Here is a 24,774-nt window from a genome sequence, read left to right on the forward strand (position 1 = left end):
GTGGTGAACGCGCCGTTAGGGTTTCTTAACCGGCGCTGGGGATAAGTGAGGATCGAGAGGAGCCGCGTCAGGCGGTTCTTCAGTCCCGCCCCCGTCGTCAGAGCGCCGCCCTGTCCATGTTCGCCAAGCGCCAGTCCGCTCTCGCCGCCGCCGCCGGTGCGCCGCCGGAAGCGCGGTCGCGCGTCACGCGCGACACCATCGTCGCCGCGCTGAAGAAGCCGCCGGTCGCCGTGGCCGCAGCGGGCGTCTTTGTCCTGGTCGCCGGAGCCCTGTTCGTCGCCGTCCTGGGCGATCCCCGCGCGGGCGCGCCCTCGGCCCGCGTGGCCCTGCAACGCCCGGCGGCCGCCGCCGATCCCGCCCCGACCGGCGTCGACGCCTTTTCCATGAGCGGCCTGGACCTCTATCAGGACCTCGGCGGCGTCGATCCCGCCCTGCTCGATCCCAATGGCGCGGCGGGGGGCGAGGCCCTGATCACCCTGCCGGACGGCGCCACCGTCGCGGGCGGCTCGGCCATCGGCGCGCCTGTGCGCGCGCCCTCGAACCCCCTGCCCAAGGCCCCCATCGCCGGCCTGTTCTCGCCCGGTCCCAACGGCCCCCTGCCGCGCATTGCGCCGGACGGCCGCGTTCCGGCGCAAGCCTATGCCCGGCCGTTCCGCTCGAACGGCAAGCCCATGGTGGCCCTGGTCGTCGGCGGTCTGGGCCTGAACGCCGTCACCACCCGCGCGGCCATCGAACGCCTGCCGGCCGAAGTCACGCTCAGCTTCGTGCCCTACGCCGAGGGCCTGCAAGGCTGGATCGACATGGCCCGCGCCCAGGGCCATGAGGTGATGATCGAACTGCCGATGGAGCCGACCGGCTATCCCGACAACGACCCTGGCCCCTACACCCTGCTGTCCAGCGGCGGCGCCGACGACGTCGAGGCCAAGCTGGACTGGCTGCTGGGCCGCGCCACCGGCTATTTCGGCGTAACCAACTATCTGGGCGACCGTTTCGCGACCTCGGACGAGGGCATGGGCGCCATGCTGACCGTGCTTCGTCAGCGCGGCGTCGCCTTCCTCGACGACGGTTCGATGCGTCGCAAACCCGGCGCCTTCGCCCGCGCCAGCGCCGACCGCATCATCGACGAGACCCAGAGCCCCGCCGCCATCATGGGCCAGCTCAACGCCCTGGAAGCCGCCGCCAAGACGCGCGGCGCGGCCCTGGGAACCGGCTTCAGCTACCCTGTCACCGTCGAAGCTGCCGCCCGCTGGACGTCCGGCCTGGAAGCGCGCGGCCTGCAACTGGCCCCGGCCTCGGCCATGACGCGCCGCCCGGGGCGGTAGGCTTCAGTCCCGGGGATAGTCGGACGTTTTGAATATCATCTAACGGCGGCTAGCAGACGGAGGGGCGACCGGGATCAATGCTAGGAAAATGTCCGGCAGCGCGAAGCCGCTCGATTAATCCGTCAGTTCCTTCGGTTCGCGCAAAAGCGGTTTCTGCATCGGTTGTGCCGATGAATGTCACGAGGATTACGACACCGGACGGCAGCAAAAACTCCTGATCAAAGCCCTCTGGCTCAACCATGATCAGGTTCCTCACCAGGCACTCTGAACGGCCGTTAACTGGGCCGTGAAGCGGCACCCGATCATGAAGAAATAGCCGCTGGCTGGGAGGAAATCGGCCAGCGTCCAGTAGAAGGTCGAAGGCAAGCATCGACTGGAGCGTTTGGATAGCCCAGTCGGCCTGTTCCGTGGTTGTCAGGGTGAACTCGACACCAGCACCCGATTCTCCTTCGGGATTATAGTCGGTCGGATCATCGTTCCACGGGTTGGAATAGCCCGACGTGACGTAAAGCCATGACTGTCGTGCAGAGGTCGGGGCAAACTCAAACACCCCCATCGTCAGCCATCTTGGGGCGATCTCTTGCGGCCCGAAGCGGCTGAAAACTTCCGAGTTGAGCGGAAAGATCCCTCGGCTCGCAGGCCCAAACAGCCTTGGATAGACCTCTTCCTCGCGAATCCGCCAAACCTCTTCGAGATCCATTCTTGCCGCCCTGACTGTCTCCAGTCGCATGACTATCCTGACCACAAACGCCTTGGAAGTGGACGTTGCGAACGTCGGCACGGGTCGTGAGCAGTCCTTAGCGCTGACGCCGCCAATGGACATTGGCGCCTAGCTCCGAGCGGCGTCGCTTGAGCGGTCGAGGCGGCGCTGACGCCCCTTATCTTTGGTTGAGGCCGTTCGGGACGACCTAGGCCCGCGCCTCGCCCCTCAGCGGCATGGGCTTGAGGTCGAGCAGGGCGAACAGCTTGGCGTCGTCGTCTTCTTCCGGGTTGGGCGTGGTCAAGAGCTTGCCGCCGACGAAGATGGAGTTGGCGCCGGCCAAGAAGCAGAGCGCCTGCATCTCGGGCGTCATGCCTTCGCGACCGGCCGACAGGCGGACCATGGACTTGGGGCAGACCAGACGGGCGACGGCGACGGTGCGGACGAACTCGATCGGGTCGATCTCGCCCTCCTTCAGCACCCGCTCGCCCAGGGGCGTGCCGCCGACCGGAACCAGGGCGTTGACCGGCAGGCTGTCGGGATGGACGGGCAGGGTGGCCAGGGCGTGCAGCAGGCCGGCGCGGTCGCGGCGCTTCTCGCCCATGCCGACGATGCCGCCGCAGCAGGTGCTCATGCCCGCGTCGCGGACGTGTTGCAGGGTGTCCAGACGGTCCTGATAGGACCGGGTCGTCACCACCTCGGCGTAATACTCAGGCCCCGTGTCGAGGTTGTGGTTGTAGTAGTCGAGGCCCGCGTCCTTCAGCTGTTTCGCCTGGTCGGCGTTCAGCATGCCCAGGGTGGCGCAGGTCTCCAGACCCAGGGCCTTCACGCCCGCGATCATGGCCGCCAGCTTGGGCGTGTCGCGGTCCTTCAGCTCGCGCCAGGCGGCGCCCATGCAGAAGCGGCTGGCCCCGCCGGCCTTGGCCGCCATGGCCTCGGCGATGACGGCGGTCGGCTCCATCAGCTTCTCGGCCTTGAGCCCGGTCTTGAAGCTGGCCGACTGCGAGCAGTAGCCGCAGTTCTCGGCGCAGCCGCCGGTCTTGACCGACAGCAGTTGCGACTTCTGCACCTCGCTGGGGTCGAAGGTGCGGCGGTGCACGGTGGCGGCCTCGAACACCAGCTCCATGAAGGGGCGGGCGAACAGGGCCTCGACCTCCTCCAGCGTCCAGTCGTGGCGGGGGATCGAGAGATCGCGGGCGGGTCGGATCGATGCGTCGTCAGCCATGGCCGACGGCTTAGCCGTGCGCGGCGGCGCGGCCAAGCCGGAAGTCACGCGCCGGTGTTCTCCGGCCTAGCTCACCGCGCGCAGATGCGGCCCAGCCCCACGATCCAGACGGAAGCGGCCGACCTGCTGGTTCAGGCTGACGGCCTCGGTGGCCAGCTGACGGGCGGCGGCGGTGGCTTCTTCGGTCATGGCGGCGTTCTGCTGGGTGATGTCGTCCATCTCGCCCATGGTGCGGCGGACGCGGGCCAGGCCCTCGGCCTGTTCCTTGGCCGAACTGGCGATGCCGCCGGCCAGACCGTCGATGGCCACGACGCGGCCGCCGATCCGCTCCAGCGCCTCTCCGGTGCGTTCGACCAGGTCGACGCCACGCGCCACCTGGGCCGAGGAGGTCGAGATCAGGGTGCGGATTTCGCCCGAGGCTTCGGACGAGCGTTGCGCCAGGGCGCGGACTTCCTGGGCCACCACGGCGAAGCCGCGACCTGCCTCGCCCGCGCGCGCCGCCTCGACCCCGGCGTTCAGGGCCAGCAGGTTGGTCTGGAAGGCGATCTCGTCGATCAGGCTGGTGAAGCGGGCGATGCCGGTCGAGGATTCGGCGATGGCGTGGATGGCTGAAACGGCTTCGCCGACCACCTGGCTGCTGTCCTCGACATCGACGCGGGCGGCGGCCAGGGCCTCGGCGGTCTGGCGCGCATTGTCGGCGGTCGTGGCCACCGCGCGCGCGATGGCGTCGGCCTCGTTGACCGTGCGCTCCAAGTTGGCGGCCTGACGCTCGGTGCGGCTGGCCAGATCTTCCGACGCGGTGGCCAGCTGGTTGGACCCGGCGCTCAGGCTCTCGACGCTGTCCGCCACGGCGCGGACGGCCGTGCGCAGGGCGCGGGTGGCGGCGTGGAAGTCGTTCTGCAGGCTGCGGTACTGTTCCGGGAAGACGCCGGGAATGGTGGTCGACAGGTCGTTCTCGGCCAGGTCGTGCAGGGCGGCGCCCAGGGCGCGGACCACCTCGGTCTGACGCGCCTCGGCCTCGTCGTGGGCGGCCTTCACCCTGTCGCGCTCGTCTTGCAGCACCTCGAGGTAGATGGAGATGGCCAGATCCATGTCCAGCATGACCCGCTGGGTCAGCTCGGAAACGGCTTCGGCGGTGACGCGGTCGTGCTCGCGCCTGTTGGCCCAGAACTTCCGCGGACGCCCGGCGATGGCGCGCGTCAGGTGGGCCAGGATGACGCTGTAGCCGCCGATATACCAGCGCGGCTCCAGCCCGATGCGGGCGTGGACATGGCCGATGGTGCGCACGGACTTGGCGTAGTCGGCGTCGGCGCGGCCGTCGATGATGGAGTCCCAGTGGCGCTCCTGCGCCTTGCTGGCGGCGGCGATGTGCGCCTCCTCGCGGAAGAAGCGACGCGTGGTGGGCTCGGCGCGCACCCGGTCATAGAAGGCGGCCAGGGCGACCGGCGCTTCCTTGCGCAGCAAAGGACCCATGGCGCGATAGCCGGGCGACGCCGGACCCAGGCCCATGAAACCCATGCGGTGGTCGATGTTTTCGCCCGCCATGATCAACGTCTCGCTACGCAACGCGGCGCAGGGGAGCGCGCCTGTTTATCCCTTTGAACCTTAGGGGTATTGCGGGTCTTAAGAGGGCGATGCGTAGAATCCCGTAGGTGTCCCGCAGAGCCTGGGGACGGATCGCTGCAGGCTGTCATATAAAGACATCCTTATGTGTTGATTGCCCCGGCGCGCGGGGCGCGCTATAGCGGCGCCTTGAAAATCCTCGCCGCGAGAACCCCTGCATGACCGACTACATCGTTCGCGACATTTCCCTGGCCGATTTCGGCAACAAGGAAATCGCCATCGCCGAAACCGAAATGCCGGGCCTGATGTCCCTGCGTGAAGAGTTCGGCGCCGCCAAGCCGCTGAAGGGCGCCCGCATCGCCGGCAGCCTGCACATGACCATCCAGACGGCGGTCCTGATCCAGACGCTGGAAGCCCTGGGCGCCGAAGTGCGCTGGGCCTCGTGCAACATCTTCTCGACCCAGGACCACGCCGCCGCCGCCATCGCCGCCGCCGGCACGCCGGTCTTCGCCACCAAGGGCGAGACCCTGGAAGAATACTGGGACTACGCTCACAAGATCTTCGAATGGGCCGACGGCGGCTATCCGAACCTGATCCTCGACGACGGCGGCGACGCCACCCTGCTGTGCGTGCTTGGCCCCAAGGCCGAGAAGGACATCTCGGTCCTGTCGAACCCGCAGAACGAGGAAGAAGAAGCCCTGTTCGCGGTGATGAAGCGCTACATCGCCGAGAAGCCCGGCTTCTACTCGGCCATCCGCGACGCCATCGGCGGCGTGTCGGAAGAGACGACCACGGGCGTTCACCGCCTGTACCAGATGGCCGAACGCGGCGAACTGCCCTTCCCCGCCATCAACGTCAACGACAGCGTCACCAAGTCCAAGTTCGACAACCTGTACGGCTGCCGCGAGAGCCTGGTGGACGCCATCCGTCGCGGCACGGACGTCATGCTGTCGGGCAAGGTCGCCGTGGTCTGCGGCTACGGCGACGTGGGCAAGGGCTCGGCCGCTTCGCTGCGGAACGGCGGCGCCCGCGTCATCGTCACCGAGATCGACCCCATCTGCGCCCTTCAGGCGGCCATGGAAGGCTATGAGGTCCAGACCCTGGAAGACGTCGCCGACAAGGCCGACATCTTCGTCACCACGACCGGCAACAAGGACGTCATCCGCGTCGAGCACATGCGTGCGATGCGCAACAACGCCATCGTCTGCAACATCGGCCACTTCGACTCGGAAATTCAGGTCGCCGGCCTGAAGAACTTCAAGTGGGACGAGATCAAGCCGCAGGTCCACCACATCGAGTTCCCGGACGGCAAGAAGATCATCCTGCTGTCGGAAGGCCGTCTGGTGAACCTGGGCAACGCCACGGGCCACCCCTCGTTCGTGATGTCGGCCTCGTTCACCAACCAGACCCTGGCCCAGATCGAGCTGTGGACCAACGCCAAGTCCTATCAGAACCAGGTCTACACCCTGCCCAAGCATCTGGATGAGAAGGTCGCCTTCCTCCACCTGGCCAAGCTGGGCGCCAAGCTGACCACGCTGACCCAGGAACAGGCCGACTACATCTCGGTCCCGACCGAGGGTCCGTTCAAGCCGGAACACTACCGCTACTAGGACCTGCTGAAGGTCTGGATGCAGAAACCCCGCGCTGGCGACAGCGCGGGGTTTTTGTTTGGTCGAAGGGGAGGCGGACTAGATCCTCCCCCGTTTACGGGAGAGGGGGACCGCGAAGCGGTGGAGGGGGCGGCCTCAGCCGCAAGGGTTGACTTCCTTCACGCCATCCAGCGCTCGACGTCAAAATGCGGCGCCCTGACCTCGCCCCCTCCACCATGCTGCGCATGGTCCCCCTCCCCCGCTGCGCAGGGGAGGACTGCTTAAGCCGCGTCGCGCGGATCGTAGACGTCAGCCTCGCGGCCCATAAGGCCGGTCTCGAAATCCATGAAGATGTCGATCAGTTCGTCCACGCCGACCGGCGGCGCCTTGGGCCCGAAGCGGAAACGCCAGAAGCTGACGATGTGCTGCACCGCGCCCAGCTGATCGCCCAGGCGGGCGAACAGGGCCGGCGCCTCCAGCAGGAAGTCGCGGAAGGCGATGGGTTTGCCGTCGCGGGTCAGGCTGGCATAGGCGTCGTCGTAATAGCGCAGGGTCCGGCTGACCTCTTCGCAGGTCTTCATGATGCGGCCGCGCAGGACGGAACGCCCCCGATCGATATACTCCTTGGCGGCGCGGTCGCTGGGGCCGACCGGCGTCACCGTGCCCACCTCGTCGGCGACGACCACGATATCGTTCATCAGGCTGGCCAGGGTCCACTTGTAATAGAGGAAGCCCTTCCAGCAGAAGACGCCCTCCTGATACTGCTCCGGCTCCAGCCTCAGGGTGGCGCGCAGCGCCTCCAGCCGGTCGCCGGGGGCGTTGGACAGGATCTTCGACGCCATGCGGGCGGTCGAGCCTACCGCCGCGATTCCGCCGCCCATGCTGAGCGTGACCAGGGGCTCGATCTCGCTCTGGACGAAGGTCAGCATCCGCTCCAGGTCGGCCTCGCTGAGGGCGAAATAACAGGGCGCCGCGTCCACCTCGCCGCGTCGCAGCTGCTCACGCAGCAGGAAGGGGTCCAGCGACGGCAGCTGGTCCATCAGCCGCAGGGTCTTCAGGTCGGGATGGTCGGCTTGAATCCCGAACGCCTCCTGCATGGCGCGCTCGAAGCCGATCTGGTTGACGAAGACAAAGCGGCCCCCGGTTTTCAGGTCGGTGCTGTCGATCGGCACCACCACCTTGGTCGCCACCTGTCGGCGACCCGGGAAGGAATCCGTCTCGTTGCGACGCAGGCGGTGCTTGATGATCAGCGACGTATTCAACGCCGGGGTGCGGAACATGGGCCGCTCGGCCCAGTCGTCGGTCTCGCCGTGCTCGTCGAAGACCTTGAGCAGGTTCAACACCCGCGCCGTCGACGCGGTGCGGCGCAGATGTTCCAGATTGCGGACGGCGCGATCAGTCATGCCGGCCATACTGACCGGCAAAGATGACTAACGGCTTAGCTGTACGCCAACAGGGCCGCCCCAGGCGCGGCGGCCCTGTTCAACATGGGTCGAGAAGGATCAGAAGCGGGCGTTGACGCTGACCCAGAAGCTGCGCGCCTTGTCCTTGTTGTTGTAGTGGTCGAGGTACACGACCTCGCCAGTGGTCTGGTACCGGTCGTCGCCGTCCAGGTCGTAGAAGGCCGTATCGTAGGTGGTGAAGTCCTGATCCAGCAGGTTGTTGACGCGCCCGTTGACGGTCAGCCAGCTGTTCACTTCATAGGACGCCGCCAGGTGGAGGACGGCGTAGCTCTTGTAGAAGAGCTCCTTGTCGCTGGCGACGTCGTAGCTGCGATAGCGCTTGGACCGCAGCTCGCTCGACAGCAGGAAGTTGAGCTTGTCAGTCGCCTGCCATTCCGCCGAGGCGTTGGCCATGTGGCGCGCGCTGTTGCCCAGGGGGCGACCGGCGTTCTGGCCGCTCTTCTGCTCGCTGTCGGTGAAGGTGTAGTTGCCGCGCAGGCTGAAGTTGTCGAGCGCCTGCCAGCGGCCGGCGACTTCCACGCCGCGGATGACGACCTCGTCGATGTTGGTCGCGCGGCTGCTGCTGCCATAGCCGATGTCGGCGAACTCGCCGCTGGAGGCGCAGGGCAGGTCGGCGCCCACGCCGCAGGGCTGGTTGGCGATCTTGTCGTCAAAGACGTTGTTGAAGACGGTCGCGTTGAAATTGTGCCGGTCCGGGTGGCGCCAGTAGACCGCCAGTTCGGTGCTGACGCTGGTTTCCGGCTTCAGGTCGGGGTTGCCGAACATGGGCGAGGTGCCCTGACCGCCGAAGCCGGTCACGCCGTCATAGAGCTGGGTGGTCTGCGGGGTCTTGAAGCCGGTGCTGACCCCGCCCTTTACGGTCCACTGATCGTTGACGTTGTAGACGCCGTAGAGGCGCGGGCTGAACTGGCTGCCGAACAGTTCATGATCGTCGTAGCGCAGGCCTGCGGTGACGGCGAAGGCCGTCGTCGCCTGCCAGGTGTCCTCGGCGAACAGCGAGAACATGTTGTGGTCCTGCTTCTGGCCCGGGGCGCCGCTCTCCATGCCGAAGACGCCGTCCGTCAGCTCCCCGCGGATGACCTGGCCGCCCAGGACAGCGATATGGTCGCCGGCGAGCTGGAAGGGCAGGTCGATCTGCGCGTCGAGGGTGTACTGGGCGCTTTCCAGCGTGCGTTTGGGGCGCGGCAGGAAGGTGGTCTCCGCCAGGGCCCGACGATCGGCGGTGCTCAGGCCGGCGTACTGGCCCGTGCCGTCGAACATGGCCAGCAACTGGGCCCGTTCGGCCACCGTGAAGGGCATGGTGCGGCCTTCATTATTGGTGGCGACATGCGACAGCGACACGCGGCTGTTGCCGAAGCTCCAGCGGCCTTCGTGGGTCAGGGCCCAGCTGTCGCGGGTGAACTCCTGCGTCGGGCTGTACCCGACACGCGGGTTGGCGCGGCGCGACCAGACGCCGCCGTTGCGGCCGCAGGCCGCCGCATTGGCCCCGGTGGCGCCGAGACAGAAGTTGCCGGCGGTCCAGATGCTGGCGATGTTGTCGACCGTGCCGACCGGATACTCGGGATCGCCCGCGTCGTTGGTGCGGATCTGGTTGTTATATTCCTGCTTCGACATGTCGTAGTCGAAGGTCAGCGTCTGGGCGCTGGTCGGGGTGAAGATCAGACTGAAGCCCGCCGTGGTGTTGGTGTTGTCCACCGTCTTGCCGCCGCCTCCGAAGCCCAGCGAGCGGTTGTGGACATCGCCTGCGGGGTCGGTGACCGGAGCGAACACCGGGTTGGAGGCGCTGCGGTCGTACCAGCTGGCGCGCACGCCAAGGTTCAGCAGGCCGCGGATCAGCGGACCCGTGGCGTACAGGTCGGCGGTGGCGTCGTCGCCATAGGCGTCGTTTTCTTCAAAGGTGCGCCCCACGGTCGCCGAGCCCGACCACCGGTCCAGCGTGCGCTTGGTGATGATGTTGATCACGCCGCCCATGGCTTCGGCGCCGTAAAGGGTCGAGGCAGGCCCGCGGATCACCTCGATGCGCTCGATCGCGTCCATCGGCGGGATGTGGTTGAATTGGTTTCCGCCGAAGTCGTTGGGATAGATGTTGCCGTGGTTGTTCTGACGACGGCCGTTCACCAGGATCAGGGTGTAGTCCGAGCCCATGCCGCGCATGGAGATGGTGCCCTGACCCGTCTTGTCGCGCGTCTCGCCGACGTCCACGCCTTCCAGGTCCCGCACGGCGTCCAGCAGGGTGATGTAGGGGCGACGTTTCAGCTCTTCCTGGGTGATGACGCTGATGCTGGCCGGGGCGTCGGTGAGCTTCTGTTCGAAACCGGCGGCGGTGACGACGACGTCGTCGACGGTCGTCGTCTGGGTCTGGTCGTCCGCCAATGCGGCCTGACCCAGCGACAGGGAGGCCAGCGCCGAGGCGGCCAGCAGGGTCGAGCGACGAGAGACGGCGAAGGAAGACATGAATAGCCCCGGTTAGTTGCGAGCGCCTCTCAACAGCAGGTCGCCGAACCTGACAATGGGGGTGTGCGAATACGTCGCAACTGCAGTTCCCTGGCCGGGCGCTGGCGCGCGGGCGGCAGCGGGCCTAGAAGGCGATCATGGAAATCTTCGACATCCTGATCCTCATCGCCATCGCCGCCGTGACCATTACGCTCGGCTTCGGGGTCTATACCCTGTATCGCGGCGGTGATTTCGCCCGCACCAATTCCAACAAGCTGATGCGGCTGCGCGTCGTCTTGCAGGCGGTGGCGGTCCTGTTGCTGATGGGCGGCATGTGGTGGAAATCCACGCACGGGGGCTAGGACCATGGTCACGCTGAACAAGATCTACACCCGCACCGGCGACGGCGGTCAGACCCGCCTGGCCTCGGGCGCGCCGGTGTCCAAGACCGATCTGCGGGTCGAGGCCTATGGCACGGTCGACGAACTGAACGCCGTGATCGGCGTGGCCCGCCTGAACAGCGGCCAGAACGACCGCATCGACGCCATGCTGGGCCGCATCCAGAACGAGCTGTTCGACCTGGGCGCCGATCTGGCCACGCCGCTGGACCCGGCGCCGAAATGGGAGGCGCTGCGCATCATCGCCTCTCAGGTCGAGCGGATCGAGACGGAAATCGACTGGATGAACGAGAGCCTGAAGCCGCTGGACAGCTTCATCCTTTCGGGCGGTTCACCCCTGTCGGCCCACCTGCACCTGGCCCGCACCGTCTGCCGTCGGGCCGAGCGGGACGCCATTCGTCTGATGGAGTCGGGCGAGCAGGTGAATCCTGACGCGGTCCGCTATCTGAACCGGCTGTCGGACCACCTGTTCGTCGCCGCCCGCCGCGCCAACGCCAACGGCGCCGCCGACATCCTGTGGAAGCCCGGCGCGACGCGCTGAAACGGCTGAGAGCGAACGCGACCTAAATCCTCCCCCGTTCACGGGGGAGGGGGACCACGAAGTGGTGGAGGGGGCGGCCACAGCCTCCGACTTGGATTTCTTCGCGCTGCCTGGTGCGTTCAGAAGCAGGCGCCTGATCTCGCCCCCTCCACCATGCTGCGCATGGTCCCCCTCCCCCGCTGCGCAGGGGAGGATCGGGGTTTTATCGCTGCTGCAAGGCCTCGACCCGGACGCGTTCGGCGGCGGTCGCGGCGTCGCGGGCGCGCTTCTCGGCGGTCAGCTGGGTTTCGATGACCACCAGCTCCTTGTTCTTCTCGGCCGAGGCCTCGGCGCGGGTGACGCCGATGGGGCGGCCGGTGATTTCAGCGATCGAGATGGGCTGGGCGCAGATGCGGCTTTCCATGTCGTACCACTTGCCCTGGGCCTCGCAGCGTTCGCCCGGCTCCATCCAGAAGCGCTGGAACACGAAGACGCCGGCGATCATCAGGCCGAAGATGCCGAAGAAGAGGACGCTGAGGCGGCGGATCGTCAGGAAGCGTTTCATACGGGTCTCATAGATGAAAATTACGCCCGCGACACGACCGCAGTTCACGTAGCGTTACGTTGACAGGCCGGTTTCCCCGGTCCAATCCCTCGACCCATATTTCGATGACCAAGTGGATAGGCTCATGAAGGTACTCGTCCCGGTGAAACGGGTGATCGACAGCAACGTCAAGGCCCGCGTCAAGGCGGACCAGACTGGCGTCGATCTCGCCAACGTCAAGATGAGCATGAACCCCTTCGACGAAATCGCCGTCGAAGAGGCCGTGCGTCTGAAAGAGGGCAAGGAACACCATGCCGCAGGCACGGCGACGGAAATCGTCGTCGTCTCCATCGGCGTGACCCAGGCCCAGGAAACCATCCGCACGGCCCTGGCCATGGGCGCTGATCGCGGCATCCTGATCCAGTCGGACGCCGACCTGGAGCCGCTGGCCGTCGCCAAGCTGCTGAAGGCGGTCGTCGACGAAGAGAAGCCGGACCTGGTCCTGCTGGGCAAGCAGTCGATCGACGGCGACAACAACGCCGTGGGTCAGATGCTGGCCGCCCTGCTGGACTGGCCGCAAGCCACCTTCGCCGGAAAGCTGGTCATCGACGGCGGCAAGGCTGTGGTCACCCGTGAAGTCGACGGCGGGCTGCAGACCGTGGCGGCGGAACTGCCGGCGGTGGTCTCGGTCGACCTGCGTCTGAACACGCCGCGCTACGCCTCCCTGCCCAACATCATGAAGGCCAAGAAGAAGGAGATCGCCATGAAGGCGGTCGCCGACTACGGCGTCGATACCGCCGACCGCCTCAAGGTTCTGAAGGTCACGACCCCGCCGACCCGCTCGGCGGGCGTCAAGGTCGCCGATGCGGCCGAACTGGTTTCCAAGCTCAAGTCCGCGGGGGTCCTGTAAATGGCCGTTCTCGTCATCGCCGACCACGACGGTTCGGCTGTTCGCGACACCACCCACAAGACGGTGACGGCGGCTCTGGCCCTGTCGTCGGACGTGGACGTTCTGGTCCTCGGCAAGAACGCCCAGGCCGTGGCTGACGCCGCCGCGAAAATCTCGGGCGTGCGCAAGGTCCTGCTGGCCGAGGGCGACGCCGTCGCTCACGGTCTGGCCGAGGCTGTCGAGGCCACGGTCCTGCCGCTGGCCGCTGGCTACGACGCCATCCTGACCCCGGCCAACACCGACGGCAAGAATTTCGCCCCGCGCATCGCCGCCAAGCTGGACACGGCGCCGATCTCGGACATCGTCGAGGTCGTCTCGGCCGATACCTTCGTGCGCCCGATCTACGCCGGCAACGCCCTGGAAACCGTCCAGTCGGCCGACGCCAAGAAGGTCATCACCGTGCGTCCGACGGCCTTCGCCGCCGCCGCTGAAGGCGGTTCGGCCTCGGTCGAGAGCGTCGCTGCCGGTGAAGCGCCCAAGACCGCCTTCGTCTCCGAGGAAATGGTCAAGTCGGACCGCCCCGAACTGGGCGCCGCCAAGATCATCGTCTCCGGCGGTCGCGCCCTGGGTTCGGCCGACGAGTTCCACGCCGTCATGGAGCCCCTGGCCGACAAGCTGGGCGCCGCCATCGGCGCCAGCCGCGCCGCCGTCGACGCGGGCTACGCCCCCAACGACTATCAGGTCGGCCAGACCGGCAAGGTCGTGGCTCCGGCCCTCTACATCGCCATCGGCATCTCGGGCGCCATCCAGCACCTGGCCGGCATGAAGGACTCCAAGGTCATCGTCGCCATCAACAAGGACGCCGACGCCCCGATCTTCCAGGTCGCCGACTACGGCATCGTGGGCGACTACAAGACCGTCGTGCCGGAACTGATGGCCGCCCTGGGCTGATCGGCGCCGCAGACTGAACCTGAAGCGCGCCGGATGGGAAACCGTCCGGCGCGTTTTCAATTGGCTGTCTCCCTCCCCCTTGGGGGAGGGTACCGCGCAGCGCGGGTGGGGGCGGCCAGGCAAGTCAGCCGCGCCTCGGTATCGCCTCGCCCTCCCCACCCGGTCTTCGCTTCGCATCGACCACCCTCCCCGAACGGGGAGGGAGAGCTTGCACCGCTGGGCCGGGATGACGGACATAGGGCCATGACCGCCCGCCTCGCCATCAGGCTGACGCCCCGCGCCGCCGCCGATCGCATCGACGGCTGGGACGTCGATCCCGACGGCCGCCCGGTGCTCAAGGTCCGCGTCCGGGCTCAGCCGGTCGAGGGCGAGGCCAACGCCGCCCTGACGGCCTTTCTGGCCAAGGCGTTAGGCGTCCCTAAGCGCGACGTGACCCTGGCGCGCGGCGGCCAGTCGCGGCTCAAGATGATCGAGGTCGAGGGGTTGAGCGAGGCCGAGGTCCGCGACCGCTTGTCCGGCTTCTGACATTTCCCCTTTACGGCGAGGCTGAACCTCCTTTGTATGCCGTCCCATTGTCTGCCCGCTGTCTGCGGGCGCGAGGGGGTCTCGCCCATGTTGCTTAACCGTCTGCGGGGCCCGAGCCTCGCTGTCCTCACCTGCGCGCTCGGCGCCCTGGCCCTGTCGGCCTGCGCCACCACCGGCGACGCCAAGCCCAGGACCGAGACGGCCTCGACCGCTTCGGCGTCCAAGGACCGCACCATGGCTCCCGGCCTGGACGGCTGGGCCAACACCGACCCCTATCCCTCGACCTATCGCGGTCTGCCGCGCGAGAACCTGGCCCTCGTCGGCGCCACGGTCCTGACCGGCGCGGGTCAGAAGATCGAGGCCGGCGTGGTGATCGTCACCGACGGCCGCATCGCCGCCGTCGGCGGGGCGAACACTCCGGTGCCGAGCGGCCACAAGGTGGTGGACGCCCGCGGCCGCTACGTCACGCCCGGCGTCATCGACATCCACAGCCACCTCGGCGTCTATCCCTCGCCCGGCGTTCAGGGCATGAGCGACGGCAACGAGGCCACCAATCCGAATACGGCCCAGGTCTGGGCCGAGCATTCGATCTGGCCCCAGGACCCCGGCTTCAACACCGCCCGCGCCGGCGGCGTGACCACGCTCCAGATCCTGCCCGGATCGGCCAACCTGTTCGGCGGTCGCGGCGTGACGGTGCGCAACATCCCCTCCGTCACCATGCAGGGGATGAAATTCCCCAACGCCCCCTATGGCCTGAAGATGGCCTGCGGCGAGAACCCCAGCCGCGTCTATGGCGGCCGCAACACCTCGCCGGCCACCGGCATGGGCAATGTCGCCGGCTACCGCGCCGCCTTCATCGCCGCCCGCGACTACAAGGCCAAGTGGGACAAGTGGCGCGACGAGGGTCAGGGCACGCCCCCGACCCGCAACCTGCAACTGGAAACCCTGGCGGGCGTTCTGGACGGCTCGATCCTGGTCCAGAACCACTGCTATCGCGCCGACGAGATGGCGGTCATGCTCGATGTGGCCAAGGAGTTCGGCTACAAGGTCGCCACCTTCCATCACGCGGTCGAGGCCTACAAGATCGCGCCCCTGCTGGCCCGTGAAGGCGTCTGCGCCGCCATGTGGACCGGCTGGTGGGGCTTCAAGATGGAGGCCCTGGACGGCATCGAGGAGAACGCCGCCCTGACCGACGCGCCCGAGGGCTCCTGCGCCGTCATCCACTCCGACGACGCCGAGCTGACCCAGCGCCTCAACCAGGAAGTCGCCGCGGCCCTGTCGGCGGGGCGCCGCGCCGGGATGAACATCTCGGAAGAACACGCCATCAGCTGGATCACCCTGAACGCCGCCCGCTCCATCGGCATCGACAAGGAGACCGGCTCGCTGGAGCCCGGCAAGCGCGCCGACGTGGTCATCTGGAGCGCCGATCCCTTCTCGATCTACGCCCGCGCCGATCAGGTCTTCATCGACGGCGGCCTGGCCTTCGACCGCACCAACCCCGCCTTCCAGCCCGTATCCGATTTCGAACTGGGTCAGCCCGGCTTCGGCCAGTCCGCCGCCGGCGTCGCTCAGGGAGCTCGCTGAACCATGCGTATCCAAACCCTTCTTGCGGGCGCTGTCGCGGCGCTCGCCCTCGTCGGTCCCGCAGCGGCCCAGGACGTCGCCATCACCGGCGGCCGCGTCCTGACCGGAACCTCGGTGATCGAGAACGGCACCGTGGTCGTGCGCAACGGCCGGGTCGTCTCGGTCGGAACCGGCGCGGCCCCGGCGGGCCTGCGCACCATCGACGCGCGCGGCCAGGTCGTGACCCCCGGCTTCGTCGCCGTCGATTCCGGCCTCGGCGGTTCGGAAGTCGGCTCGGTGCGCGGCTCCAACGACCTGTCGAACAACGCCAACACCCTCAGCGCCGCCTTCGACCTGTCATACGGCCTGGACCCCTGGTCCTTCACCCTGCCGGTCGCCCGCCTCGGCGGCGTCACCCGCGCCGTGGTCACGCCCCAGCACGCGGGCTCGGGCGGCGGCCACAGTCACGACGACAGCGACTTCGCCGGGGCCGGTCACGGCGGCTTCCAGTCGCCGGGCCTGTTCGCCGGCCAGGCGGCTGTGATCAAGCTGGGCGGCGCCGACATCCTGGTCAAGCCGCGCGTGGCCATGGTCGCCCCCTTCGGCGAGGCCGGAAAGGGCGTGGCCGGCGGCGCGCGCGGCGCCGAGTTCGTCCTGTTCAAGGAGACCCTGGCCGAGGTCCGCCTCTATGCCAGGAACAAGGCCGCCTATGACCGGGCCGCGCTGCGCGACCTGTCGCTGTCGCGCGCCGATCTGGAGGCCCTGATCCCGGTGGCCAACGGCTCAATGCCGCTGATCGTCAGCGTCAACCGCGCCGCGGACATTCAGCAGGTCCTGCGTCTGGCCCGCGAAGAAGGCGTCAAGGTCATCCTCGACGGCGCCGCCGAGGGCTGGCTGGTGGCCGAGGAGATCGCCGCCGCCAAGGTCCCGGTCCTGCTGCACCCGATCACCAACCTGCCCGGCAATTTCGAAATGCGGGCGGCGCGGATGCAGAACGCCGCGGCGCTGAACGCGGCGGGCGTGGTCATCGCCATCAAGGGCAATGAGGGCTCGACCCACCGCGCCCGCGATATCCGCTACAACGCCGGCAACGCCGTCTCGCACGGCCTGCCCTTCGCGGCGGCCATCCAGGCGATCACGGTCAACCCGGCCCGCATCTTCGGCTTCGACGGCCAGTTCGGCGAGCTGAAGCCGGGCGCGGCGGGCGACGTCGTGGTCTGGTCCGGCGACCCGCTGGAGCCGCTGAGCCAGCCCTCCGCCGTCTTCATCGACGGGGTGGAGCAGCCGCTTCAGGCCCGCAACCTGCTGCTGCGCGACCGCTATCGCACCGGCGGCGAAGGGGCCATGCCGGTCGCCTACCCGCAGTAAGATGCTTGCCTTGCTGCCCTCTCCCGGCGGGAGAGGGCTTGAGCCTCCAAGAGCGTAGCGATTGGCAAGGCGACCCGAAGGGCGGCGCGTAGCAGCCAAAGGGTGAGGGGCTACGCTTTCAATCGGCGGACGCCGTTGCGCAGCGGCTCACGCCGACTGAGAACGCCGACCCTCATCCGGCCCTTCGGGCCACCTTCTCCCATCGGGAGAAGGAACCAGATTGCACGCCCTTCTCCCCGTCGCCACGACGCGTCATAAGACCCCCATGCCCACCACCCTCTACATCGACGCCGACGCCTGCCCCGTGAAGGAGGAGGTCTATCGCGTAGGCCGCCGCTACGGCCTCAAGGTCTTCGTGGTGTCGAACGCCTGGATCAACGTCCCGCGCGAGCCCCTGATCGAGCAGGTGGTGGTCGACGCCGGCCCCGACGTGGCCGACGACTGGATCGCCGAGCGCGCTGTCACCGGCGACATCGTCATCACCGCCGACATCCCCCTGGCCGACCGCTGTCTGAAGTCCGGGGCCCAGGCGCTGAAGTCGAACGGCCAGCCCTTTACGCCGGATTCCATCGGCTCCGCCCTGGCTGGACGGCTGGTGGGCGAGCATCTGCGCTCCATGGGCGTGGCCACCAGCGGCCCGCCGCCCTTCTCGACCGCCGACCGTTCGCGCTTCCTTCAGGCCCTGGACACGGCGGTCGTCCGTGTACGGAAGGTCAGTCCGTGAGCCGCATTCCGGAGGATGAACTGGAGTTCCGCTTCTTCCGCTCCGGCGGCCCCGGCGGCCAGAACGTCAACAAGGTCTCGACCTCGGTCCAGATGCGATTTGACGTCAAGAACTCGCCCAGCCTGACGGATCCGGTCAAGGAACGCCTGATGAAGCTGGCGGGCAGCCGCCTGACGCTGGACGGCGTCATCGTCATCACCGCCGTCCGCTTTCGCACCCAGGAACGCAACCGGGCCGACGCCATCGCGCGGCTGGACGAGATGGTGGCCGAGGCTTCGGTCAGGCCGGTCTACCGCGTGCCCACCCGACCGACGCGGGCGTCCAAGGAGCGCCGGCTGAAGGGCAAGTCCACGCGCTCGACCATCAAGAGCGGACGCGGCAAGCCCTCGCTGGATTAGCGCCTAGTCGTCCTGGGCGGGGCGGTAGAGCAGGGCGGCGATCTGGTCCTCGGCGTCGAAGGCGATGACCCAGTCGGTCGCCTGTTTCGCGAACACCACGCGAAACAGCTCGGCGCCCTCCTGCTGGCCGCGATAGTCGACGGTCTGGATCGCGCCCAGTTGCTGGACGCGCGGCGCGAACTCGGCGGCGCGGCTGCGAATCTGCTCGGCCAGGCTGGCGCTGAAAACCGAATAGTCGATCTCGTTGGATTGCAGCGAGGCGATCACGGCGCGCAGCGCGGCTTCCGAACGGGCGATGTCGGGGGCCTCGGCAGCCACCGGCGCCGCCGGGCCTTGCGCCGGCGCGGGGGCCGGTTGGCCGAAGGCGTTGGGGAGCGTGGCCGCCGCCGTCTGGGCCGCGGCGGGCAGGGCGAGCAGGCTCGCGCCCAGGGCGGCGGCGACAAGGATCGGGGTTTTCATAGGCGCGGGCTCCGAAGAAACGTCAGGCGACGATCATCGGCCAGAGTGTCAGGACCAAGGCGGCGACCGACGCACAGACGGCGACGGTGACGGCGGCGACCACCCAGGGCCGGGTTCCGGCCTTCTCGATCACCAACGTCTGAGATTGCGGCGGGTTCTGCGCCAGCTGCGACAGGGCCTTCAGCGTGGCGACGGCCTCTTCCACCGTCTGCCTGATCTGGGTCTGCGGGCCCAGTTCGCGCTTGATCCAGCGCTCGACCACGGGCTTGGCCGCTTCCCAAAGGTCGTGGTCGGGGTTGAGGCGCCGCGCCACGCCCTCGACCGAGACCATGGTCTTTTGCAGCAGCACCAGTTCGGGCCGCATATGCATGTCGAACAGGGCGGTGATCTCGAAAAGCTGGCCCAGCAGGCGGCCCATCGACACCTGGCTGGCCTGGCGTCCGATGACCGGCTCGCCGACCGCGCGCAGGGCCTGGGCGAAGGTGTCGACCGAGTGGTGCGGCGGGACGTAGCCGGCCTCGAAATGGACGCGGCTGATGCGGTCGTAGTCGCGGCTGATGAAGCCCCACAGAATCTCGGCCAGGTAGCGCCGCTCGGCCGGACCCAGACGCCCGACAATGCCGAAGTCGATGGCGGTCAGCTGCGCCGGCGCATCGGCGAACAGATTGCCCTCGTGCAGGTCGGCGTGGAAGACGCCGTGGTCCAGCGCCTGGATCAGGAAGGCGCGCACCACCTTGTCGGCCAGGGCGTCGGCGTCGAGGCCCGGCAGGTCCATCAGCGCCGGATCGGTCATCGGCAGGCCCTTGGCCCACTCCAGCGTCAGCACCCGCTTGCCCACCCCGTCCCAGACGATGGCGGGGGCGGACATATAGCCGTCCTTGGCCATGACCTCGGCCAGTTCGGAGGCGGCGGCCGCCTCCAGCCGCATGTCCAGCTCCAGCGACAGGGCGCGGGCGATGATCTCGACAAAGGCCTGCGGCTCCAGCCGCCGGGCCGGCTCGACGAACTTCTGCACCAGCTTGGCGCCCAGACGCATGGCGTCCAGACCGCGCGCCACGCGGCGCTCGACGCCGGGGCGCAGCACCTTGACCGCCACCTTGCGGCCGTCGGCCAGCCAGGCGGGGTGCGCCTGAGCCAGGGACGCGGCGGCGACCGGCTCGCCCAGGTTGCGGTACAGGCTCTCGACCGGACGGCCCAGCGAGCGCTCGATCTCGGCGCGGGCGTCGGACAGCGGAAAGGGCGGCAGCTTGTCCTTCAGCCGACCCAGGTCCTGGGCGAACTGGATGCCGAAGATGTCGGCGCGGGTGGCCAGAACCTGACCCAGTTTGATGGCCACGGGGCCGAGGTGCTCGAAGGCCTGACCCACGCGCTGGCCGGGCCGTCCGGCGCGGTGCTTGCGGCTGGCGGTCATCTGCACCAGCCGCGCAAAGGGCCGCGCCCAGACGGGCAGCAGATGGGTCGCCTCGCGCGGGATCAGGGCGTCGTGGCGCGCCAGCACCCAGCCCCAGCCGATCAGACGGAAGCTCGCGCCCAGCGGATCGCGGACGGGTTCCGGCGTCGGCGCAGGCGGCGGGGTCTTGACGGACAGCCGGCTCAGATCGCCCACCCGTGGTGGATGGCTGCGATCCCGCCGGACAGGTTGGTGACGCTGACGCGGCTGAAACCGGCGTCTTCGATCATCCGCTTGAAGGTGGCCTGATCGGGGAAGCGACGGATGCTCTCGACCAGATACTGATAGGAGTCACGATCCTTGGCGACCCATTCGCCGATGCGCGGAATGGCGTGGAAGGACCAGGCGTCATAGGCGCGGCGCAGGGCCTCGGTCGTGGGGCGCGAGAACTCCAGGCAGATGAAGCGCCCGCCTGGCTTCAGCGCGCGGCGCGCCTCCTTCAGGGCGCCGGCCACGTCCGACACGTTGCGGATGCCGAAGCTGATCGAATAGGCGTCCAGACAGGCGTCGGGGAAGGGCAGGTTCATGGCGTCGCCCACGCCCCAGGCCATCTCGGGCTCGCCGCCCTTGGCCACCCCGTTCAGGATCATCTCGGCGTTGTAGTCCATGACGATGACGGTGGCGTCCTCGCCGCCGCGCCGCGCCTGCGCCGCCCGCGCCATCTTCGAATAGCGCCGCGCCATGTCGCCGGTGCCCCCGGCCATGTCCAGGATGACCTCGCCGGGTCGGGCGTTCAGCTTGGCCGCCGTGGCGTCCTTCCACAGCCGGTGCACGCCCGCGCTCATCAGGTCGTTCATCAGGTCATAGTTGGACGCGACGGAATCGAAGACGCCGCGCACCATCTGCACCTTTTCCTTCGCGTCCACGTCGCGGAAGCCGAATGAGGAGGTCTTGCCAGAGGGGGCGCCGGTGGGGGAGGAGCTGTCGGCCTGGGTCATGACAGGGGGTGTAACCCCTCCTGCGCGCGGCGTCATCCGGGGAAGCGTTCTTGTCGCGGCTCAACGCCAATCCTCCCCTGCGCAGCGGGGGAGGGGGAGGAGAAGCCAGCGCGTTGACGCGGCGTCACGGCTTGTCGCCCCCTCGGGGCCGCGATACGCCTGAGGAAAATCAAGGAGACGCCCATGACCGCCCTCGACGTCAACGCCGTGCTTCAGGGCCTGCCCGACTGGCGACGCGCCGACGACCCGCGCCCGGCCATCGCCCGCAGCTTGCGCTTCAAGGATTTCAACGCCGCCTTCGGCTTCATGACTCGCGTGGCCCTGCTGGCGGACAAGGCGGACCACCATCCCGAATGGTCGAACGTCTACAACCGCGTCGAGGTCCTGCTGACCACCCACGACGCGGGCGGGGTGACCGAGAAGGACGTCGCCATGGCCCGCTTCATCGACGACGCCGTCAAGGGCCTGGTGGAGTGAGCGCCCCCCGTCCGGGCCGCGTCGCCGGCAAGGCCGCCCTGATCACCGGGGCGGCGGGCGGTCTGGGCCAGGCCATGGCGCGGATGCTCGTGAAGGAAGGCGCGAAAGTCGCCGTCTCCGACCGCGACCTGAACGGGGCGCGGGCTCTGGCCGAGGCCATCAACGCCGACCATCCGGGCTCCGCCTTCGCCTACGAGCACGACGTGACGCGCGAGGACGACTGGGTCCGCGTCGCCGCCGCCGCCGCCGAGGACATGGGCGGCCTGTCCATCCTGGTGAACAACGCCGGCATCGGCGGCCGCCTGGCCTGGGCCGAGCAGGACACGCTGGAGAATTGGCGGCTGGTGCAGGCGGTCAATATCGAGTCCGTCATGCTGGGCTGCAAGCACGCCATGCCGCACCTGCGGGCCTCTGGCGCGGGCTCCATCGTCAACATCTCTTCGATCGCGGGACTGGCGGCGGCGCCCGGCATGGGCGCCTACAACGCCACCAAGGCGGCGGTCTGGCTCTACACCAAGACGGTGGCGCTCGAATGCGCCAAGGCCGGCTGGAACGTGCGCGCCAACTCGGTCCACCCGGTCTTCATCAAGACGCCCATCCTCGACCCCTTCGTCGCCATGGCCGGCGGCGACGAGACGACGGCGCACGAGAAGCTGGCGCGCGGCATCCCCTTGAAGCGCATCGGCGAGCCGGACGACGTGGCGTATTGCGTCCTCTATCTGGCCTCGGACGAGTCGAAGTTCGTCACCGGGGCCGAGTTCAAGATCGACGGCGGCATGACGGCGCAGTGACTTGAAAATCCTCCCCTGCGAAGCGGGGGAGGGGGACCATGCGCAGCATGGTGGAGGGGGCGAAACACGGCATCGGGGGTGAGCTGAACTGGGCGCGATACAAAGGAAGCGACAGCGGCTGTATCCGCCCCCTCCACCACTTCGTGGTCCCCCTCCCCCGTAAACGGGGGAGGAGAATACTCGCCAAAGAAAAACGCCCCGGCCTTTCGACCGGGGCGTTCTCATGTTCAGGCCTCGACGCCGTCGCGCAGGCGCTTCAGGTCGGGCGGCGTCGCCTCGTCCGTCAGCAGGGCGATGGCTTCCTCGATGGTGACGATCGTTTGGGCCTGCGAGCCCAGGCGGCGGATGGCGACCTTGCCTTCCTCGGCCTCCTTGCGGCCGACGACGGCGATGGCGGGCACCTTGCCGACCGAGTGTTCGCGGATCTTGTAGTTGATCTTCTCGTTGCGCAGGTCGGTCTCGACCCGCAGGCCCGCCGCGCGGAACCTGGCCGCCACTTCTTCGGCGTAGCCGTCGGCGTCCGAGGTGATAGTGGCCACCACCGCCTGGGTCGGCGCCAGCCACAGCGGGAAGGCCCCGGCGTAGTTCTCGATCATGATGCCGATGAAGCGCTCGAAGCTGCCCAGGATCGCGCGGTGCAGCATGACCGGGCGGTGCTTCTGGCCGTCCTCGGCGATGTAGGTCGCATTCAGGCGTTCCGGCAGGACATAGTCCAACTGGATCGTGCCGCAGGTCCATTCGCGGCCGATGGCGTCCTTGACGATGAAGTCCAGCTTGGGCGCATAGAAGGCGCCGTCGCCCTCGGTGACGACCGGCTCGGTGCCGGCGGCGCGGGCGGACTCGGCCATCAGGGCCTCGGCCTTGTCCCAGAATTCGTCCGACCCAGCGCGGTTCTCGGGCCGGGTGCCCAGGCTGATATAGGCGGTTTCCATGCCCAGGTCGGCGTGGACGCTGCGGGCCAGCTTGATGAACTCGGACGTCTCCTCGACGATCTGGTCCTCGCGGCAGAAGATGTGGGCGTCGTCCTGGGTGAAGCCGCGCACGCGCATCAGGCCGTGCAGCGAACCCGACGGCTCATAGCGGTGGCAGGCGCCGAACTCGGCCATGCGCAGGGGCAGTTCGCGGTACGACCGCTGGCCCTGGTCGAAGATCTGCACGTGGCCCGGGCAGTTCATCGGCTTGAGGCTGAGTTCCTCGCCCTCGACCGTCTCGCAGACGAACATATTGGGGCGGTACTTGTCCCAGTGGCCGCTCTGCTCCCAGAACTTGCGGTCCAGCACCTGGGGCGTCTTGACCTCGACGTATCCGGCGGCGTCCAGACGGCGGCGCATATAGGCTTCCAGCACGCGCCACAGGACCCAGCCCTTGGGGTGCCAGAAGACCATGCCCCGGCCCTCTTCCTGCATGTGGAAGAGCTCCATGGCCTTGCCCACCTTGCGGTGGTCACGCTTCTCGGCCTCCTCCAGACGCAGCAGATAGGCGTCCAGATCCTCCTTGGTCGCCCAGGCGGTGCCGTAGATGCGCTGCAACTGGGCGCGGCTGGAATCACCGCGCCAATAGGCCCCGGCCAGCTTGGTCAGCTTGAAGGCCTTGCCGACGAACTTGGTGGTCGGGAAGTGCGGCCCCCGGCACAGGTCAGCCCATTCGCCCTGCTTGTAGACGGTGATGGTCTCCGTCCCCGGCAGGTCGCGGATCAGCTCGGCCTTGTAGGTCTCGCCCACCGACTCGAAATGCTTGATCGCCGTGTCGCGGTCCCAGACCTGACGCTCCAGCGGGGCGCCCCGGTCGATGATCTCGCCCATCTTTTTTTCGATCCTGGCGAAGTCGTCGGTCGAGAATGGCTCGTCGCGGGCGAAATCGTAATAGAAGCCGTCCTCGATGGCCGGGCCGATGGTGACCTGGGTGCCAGGGAACAGCTCCTGCACGGCCTGGGCCAGCACGTGGGCCGCGTCGTGGCGGATGGTCTCCAGCGCCTCGGGATCGTCGCGCATCAGCAGACGGAAGTCGCCGTTCCCGTCGATGACGCGATCCAGGTCGCGCTGCTCGCCGTTCCAGACGACCAGGGCCGCCTTCTTGGCCAGCGAGGGCGAGATGGCGGCGGCCACGTCGCGGCCCGTCGAGCCGGCCGGATACTGACGCACGGCGCCGTCGGGGAATTTCAGTTCGATCATGACGGTCGTTCTTTTTCGATCTTGGCGGGCGGCACGGGATCATAGCCCGAACCGCCGAAGGGATGGCATTTACAGAGACGGCGCACGGTGAGCCATCCCCCCCGAACCGGACCGTGCTGGAGCAGGGCGTCGCGCCCATAGTCCGAACAGGTCGGCAGAAACCGGCACGACTGGCCGAAGAAGGGGGACAGCGTCACCTTATAGCCCCGATGGGCCGCGCGGACGCTGCGTTCGTAGAGAGACATCTGTCCCTTCGCCGGGGGCTCTGTTTCGGGTTCGTCGTGCTTATCCCTCTTCATGACAGGGGGATCAA

The 24,774-nt window shown here is 68.0% G+C and carries 24 protein-coding genes; 13 read left to right on the plus strand and 11 right to left on the minus strand.

The genetic code is table 11. The features are described from left to right. Positions 1-116: 116 nt before the first annotated feature. The gene (locus tag ACOZBP_RS09955) at positions 117-1,322 is read left to right on the plus strand and encodes a divergent polysaccharide deacetylase family protein (RefSeq protein ID WP_422676273.1); all 1,206 of its coding nucleotides are present in this window, start codon (positions 117-119) and stop codon (positions 1,320-1,322) included. Between the two features lie 49 nt (positions 1,323-1,371). Here ACOZBP_RS09955 and ACOZBP_RS09960 read toward each other — a convergent pair whose 3' ends face one another. From ACOZBP_RS09960 to ACOZBP_RS09970, 3 genes are all read right to left on the minus strand, one after another. Next, a complete protein-coding gene (locus tag ACOZBP_RS09960) occupies positions 1,372-2,022 on the minus strand; it encodes a suppressor of fused domain protein (RefSeq protein ID WP_422676274.1) in 651 nt (216 codons plus the stop codon). A 208-nt stretch (positions 2,023-2,230) separates the two neighbouring features. Beyond that, positions 2,231-3,247, minus strand: coding sequence for a biotin synthase BioB (gene bioB / locus ACOZBP_RS09965; protein WP_422676275.1), 1,017 nt, complete (start codon positions 3,245-3,247; stop codon positions 2,231-2,233). A 66-nt stretch (positions 3,248-3,313) separates the two neighbouring features. Then, a complete protein-coding gene (locus ACOZBP_RS09970) occupies positions 3,314-4,792 on the minus strand; it encodes a globin-coupled sensor protein (RefSeq protein WP_422676276.1) in 1,479 nt (492 codons plus the stop codon). Positions 4,793-5,028: 236 nt separating this feature from the next. On the opposite strand from ACOZBP_RS09970, the gene ahcY reads away from it, so the two are divergent. Beyond that, positions 5,029-6,420 (plus strand): adenosylhomocysteinase, encoded by a 1,392-nt coding sequence (gene ahcY, locus ACOZBP_RS09975; protein WP_422676277.1) that lies wholly within the window; start codon positions 5,029-5,031, stop codon positions 6,418-6,420. Positions 6,421-6,680: 260 nt separating this feature from the next. On the opposite strand, the gene ACOZBP_RS09980 is transcribed toward ahcY, so the two are convergent. Both ACOZBP_RS09980 and ACOZBP_RS09985 read right to left on the minus strand, forming a co-directional pair. After that, positions 6,681-7,802, minus strand: a complete 1,122-nt coding sequence (locus ACOZBP_RS09980; RefSeq protein WP_422676278.1) for a hypothetical protein — start codon at positions 7,800-7,802, stop codon at positions 6,681-6,683. Positions 7,803-7,901: 99 nt separating this feature from the next. Continuing rightward, positions 7,902-10,316, minus strand: coding sequence for a TonB-dependent receptor domain-containing protein (locus ACOZBP_RS09985; RefSeq protein WP_422676279.1), 2,415 nt, complete (start codon positions 10,314-10,316; stop codon positions 7,902-7,904). A 137-nt stretch (positions 10,317-10,453) separates the two neighbouring features. On the opposite strand from ACOZBP_RS09985, the gene ACOZBP_RS09990 reads away from it, so the two are divergent. Together ACOZBP_RS09990 and ACOZBP_RS09995 are read left to right on the plus strand one after the other, a co-directional pair. Further along, positions 10,454-10,657, plus strand: a complete 204-nt coding sequence (locus ACOZBP_RS09990) for a twin transmembrane helix small protein (RefSeq protein WP_114818174.1) — start codon at positions 10,454-10,456, stop codon at positions 10,655-10,657. A gap of 4 nt (positions 10,658-10,661) precedes the next feature. Continuing rightward, complete coding sequence (locus ACOZBP_RS09995) at positions 10,662-11,234, plus strand: cob(I)yrinic acid a,c-diamide adenosyltransferase (protein ID WP_422676280.1); 573 nt, start codon at positions 10,662-10,664, stop codon at positions 11,232-11,234. 202 nt (positions 11,235-11,436) lie between these two features. Here ACOZBP_RS09995 and ACOZBP_RS10000 read toward each other — a convergent pair whose 3' ends face one another. Then, entirely contained in the window at positions 11,437-11,778 is a 342-nt protein-coding gene (locus ACOZBP_RS10000; protein WP_422676281.1) for a hypothetical protein, read from the minus strand. A gap of 124 nt (positions 11,779-11,902) precedes the next feature. Between ACOZBP_RS10000 and ACOZBP_RS10005 the strand changes: the two genes are divergently transcribed. The 7 genes from ACOZBP_RS10005 to arfB all read left to right on the plus strand — a co-directional run bounded on the left by ACOZBP_RS10005 (position 11,903) and on the right by arfB (position 18,175). Continuing rightward, positions 11,903-12,667 (plus strand): electron transfer flavoprotein subunit beta/FixA family protein, encoded by a 765-nt coding sequence (locus ACOZBP_RS10005; RefSeq protein ID WP_422676282.1) that lies wholly within the window; start codon positions 11,903-11,905, stop codon positions 12,665-12,667. Further along, positions 12,668-13,597, plus strand: coding sequence for an electron transfer flavoprotein subunit alpha/FixB family protein (locus tag ACOZBP_RS10010; RefSeq protein WP_422676283.1), 930 nt, complete (start codon positions 12,668-12,670; stop codon positions 13,595-13,597). Positions 13,598-13,840: 243 nt separating this feature from the next. Then, on the plus strand, positions 13,841-14,122 hold the full coding sequence (locus tag ACOZBP_RS10015; RefSeq protein ID WP_422676284.1) for a DUF167 family protein: 282 nt from the start codon (positions 13,841-13,843) through the stop codon (positions 14,120-14,122). Positions 14,123-14,209: 87 nt separating this feature from the next. Continuing rightward, complete coding sequence (locus ACOZBP_RS10020; RefSeq protein ID WP_422676285.1) at positions 14,210-15,706, plus strand: amidohydrolase; 1,497 nt, start codon at positions 14,210-14,212, stop codon at positions 15,704-15,706. Between the two features lie 3 nt (positions 15,707-15,709). Further along, the gene (locus ACOZBP_RS10025; protein WP_422676286.1) at positions 15,710-17,053 is read left to right on the plus strand and encodes an amidohydrolase family protein; all 1,344 of its coding nucleotides are present in this window, start codon (positions 15,710-15,712) and stop codon (positions 17,051-17,053) included. A 265-nt stretch (positions 17,054-17,318) separates the two neighbouring features. After that, on the plus strand, positions 17,319-17,777 hold the full coding sequence (locus tag ACOZBP_RS10030) for a YaiI/YqxD family protein (protein WP_422676287.1): 459 nt from the start codon (positions 17,319-17,321) through the stop codon (positions 17,775-17,777). Beyond that, positions 17,774-18,175, plus strand: a complete 402-nt coding sequence (gene arfB / locus ACOZBP_RS10035) for an alternative ribosome rescue aminoacyl-tRNA hydrolase ArfB (RefSeq protein ID WP_422676288.1) — start codon at positions 17,774-17,776, stop codon at positions 18,173-18,175. The genes ACOZBP_RS10030 and arfB overlap by 4 nt, the downstream gene beginning before the upstream one ends. Positions 18,176-18,178: 3 nt before the next feature. Here arfB and ACOZBP_RS10040 read toward each other — a convergent pair whose 3' ends face one another. Genes ACOZBP_RS10040 through ACOZBP_RS10050 form a run of 3 tightly spaced genes read right to left on the minus strand, consistent with a single transcriptional unit; the run spans position 18,179 to position 21,022 of the window. Then, complete coding sequence (locus tag ACOZBP_RS10040) at positions 18,179-18,634, minus strand: hypothetical protein (RefSeq protein ID WP_422676289.1); 456 nt, start codon at positions 18,632-18,634, stop codon at positions 18,179-18,181. Between the two features lie 22 nt (positions 18,635-18,656). Beyond that, on the minus strand, positions 18,657-20,240 hold the full coding sequence (gene ubiB / locus ACOZBP_RS10045; RefSeq protein ID WP_422676290.1) for a 2-polyprenylphenol 6-hydroxylase: 1,584 nt from the start codon (positions 20,238-20,240) through the stop codon (positions 18,657-18,659). Continuing rightward, positions 20,228-21,022 (minus strand): class I SAM-dependent methyltransferase, encoded by a 795-nt coding sequence (locus ACOZBP_RS10050; protein ID WP_422676291.1) that lies wholly within the window; start codon positions 21,020-21,022, stop codon positions 20,228-20,230. Before ACOZBP_RS10050 ends, ubiB begins: the two co-directional genes overlap by 13 nt. Before the next feature lie 183 nt (positions 21,023-21,205). Between ACOZBP_RS10050 and ACOZBP_RS10055 the strand changes: the two genes are divergently transcribed. After that, positions 21,206-21,499 (plus strand): 4a-hydroxytetrahydrobiopterin dehydratase, encoded by a 294-nt coding sequence (locus tag ACOZBP_RS10055; protein WP_114818207.1) that lies wholly within the window; start codon positions 21,206-21,208, stop codon positions 21,497-21,499. Further along, on the plus strand, positions 21,496-22,290 hold the full coding sequence (locus ACOZBP_RS10060; RefSeq protein ID WP_422676292.1) for an SDR family oxidoreductase: 795 nt from the start codon (positions 21,496-21,498) through the stop codon (positions 22,288-22,290). The genes ACOZBP_RS10055 and ACOZBP_RS10060 overlap by 4 nt, the downstream gene beginning before the upstream one ends. A 227-nt stretch (positions 22,291-22,517) precedes the next feature. Here ACOZBP_RS10060 and thrS read toward each other — a convergent pair whose 3' ends face one another. Together thrS and yidD are read right to left on the minus strand one after the other, a co-directional pair. After that, positions 22,518-24,461: a threonine--tRNA ligase gene (gene thrS / locus ACOZBP_RS10065; protein ID WP_422676293.1), complete on the minus strand. Its 1,944-nt coding sequence runs from the start codon at positions 24,459-24,461 to the stop codon at positions 22,518-22,520. Next, positions 24,458-24,706, minus strand: a complete 249-nt coding sequence (yidD, locus tag ACOZBP_RS10070; RefSeq protein ID WP_105562548.1) for a membrane protein insertion efficiency factor YidD — start codon at positions 24,704-24,706, stop codon at positions 24,458-24,460. Before yidD ends, thrS begins: the two co-directional genes overlap by 4 nt. Positions 24,707-24,774 lie beyond the last annotated feature (68 nt).

This window comes from Brevundimonas sp. NPDC058933 (assembly GCF_049315965.1).
In the GTDB taxonomy this organism is placed as follows: Bacteria; Pseudomonadota; Alphaproteobacteria; order Caulobacterales; family Caulobacteraceae; genus Brevundimonas.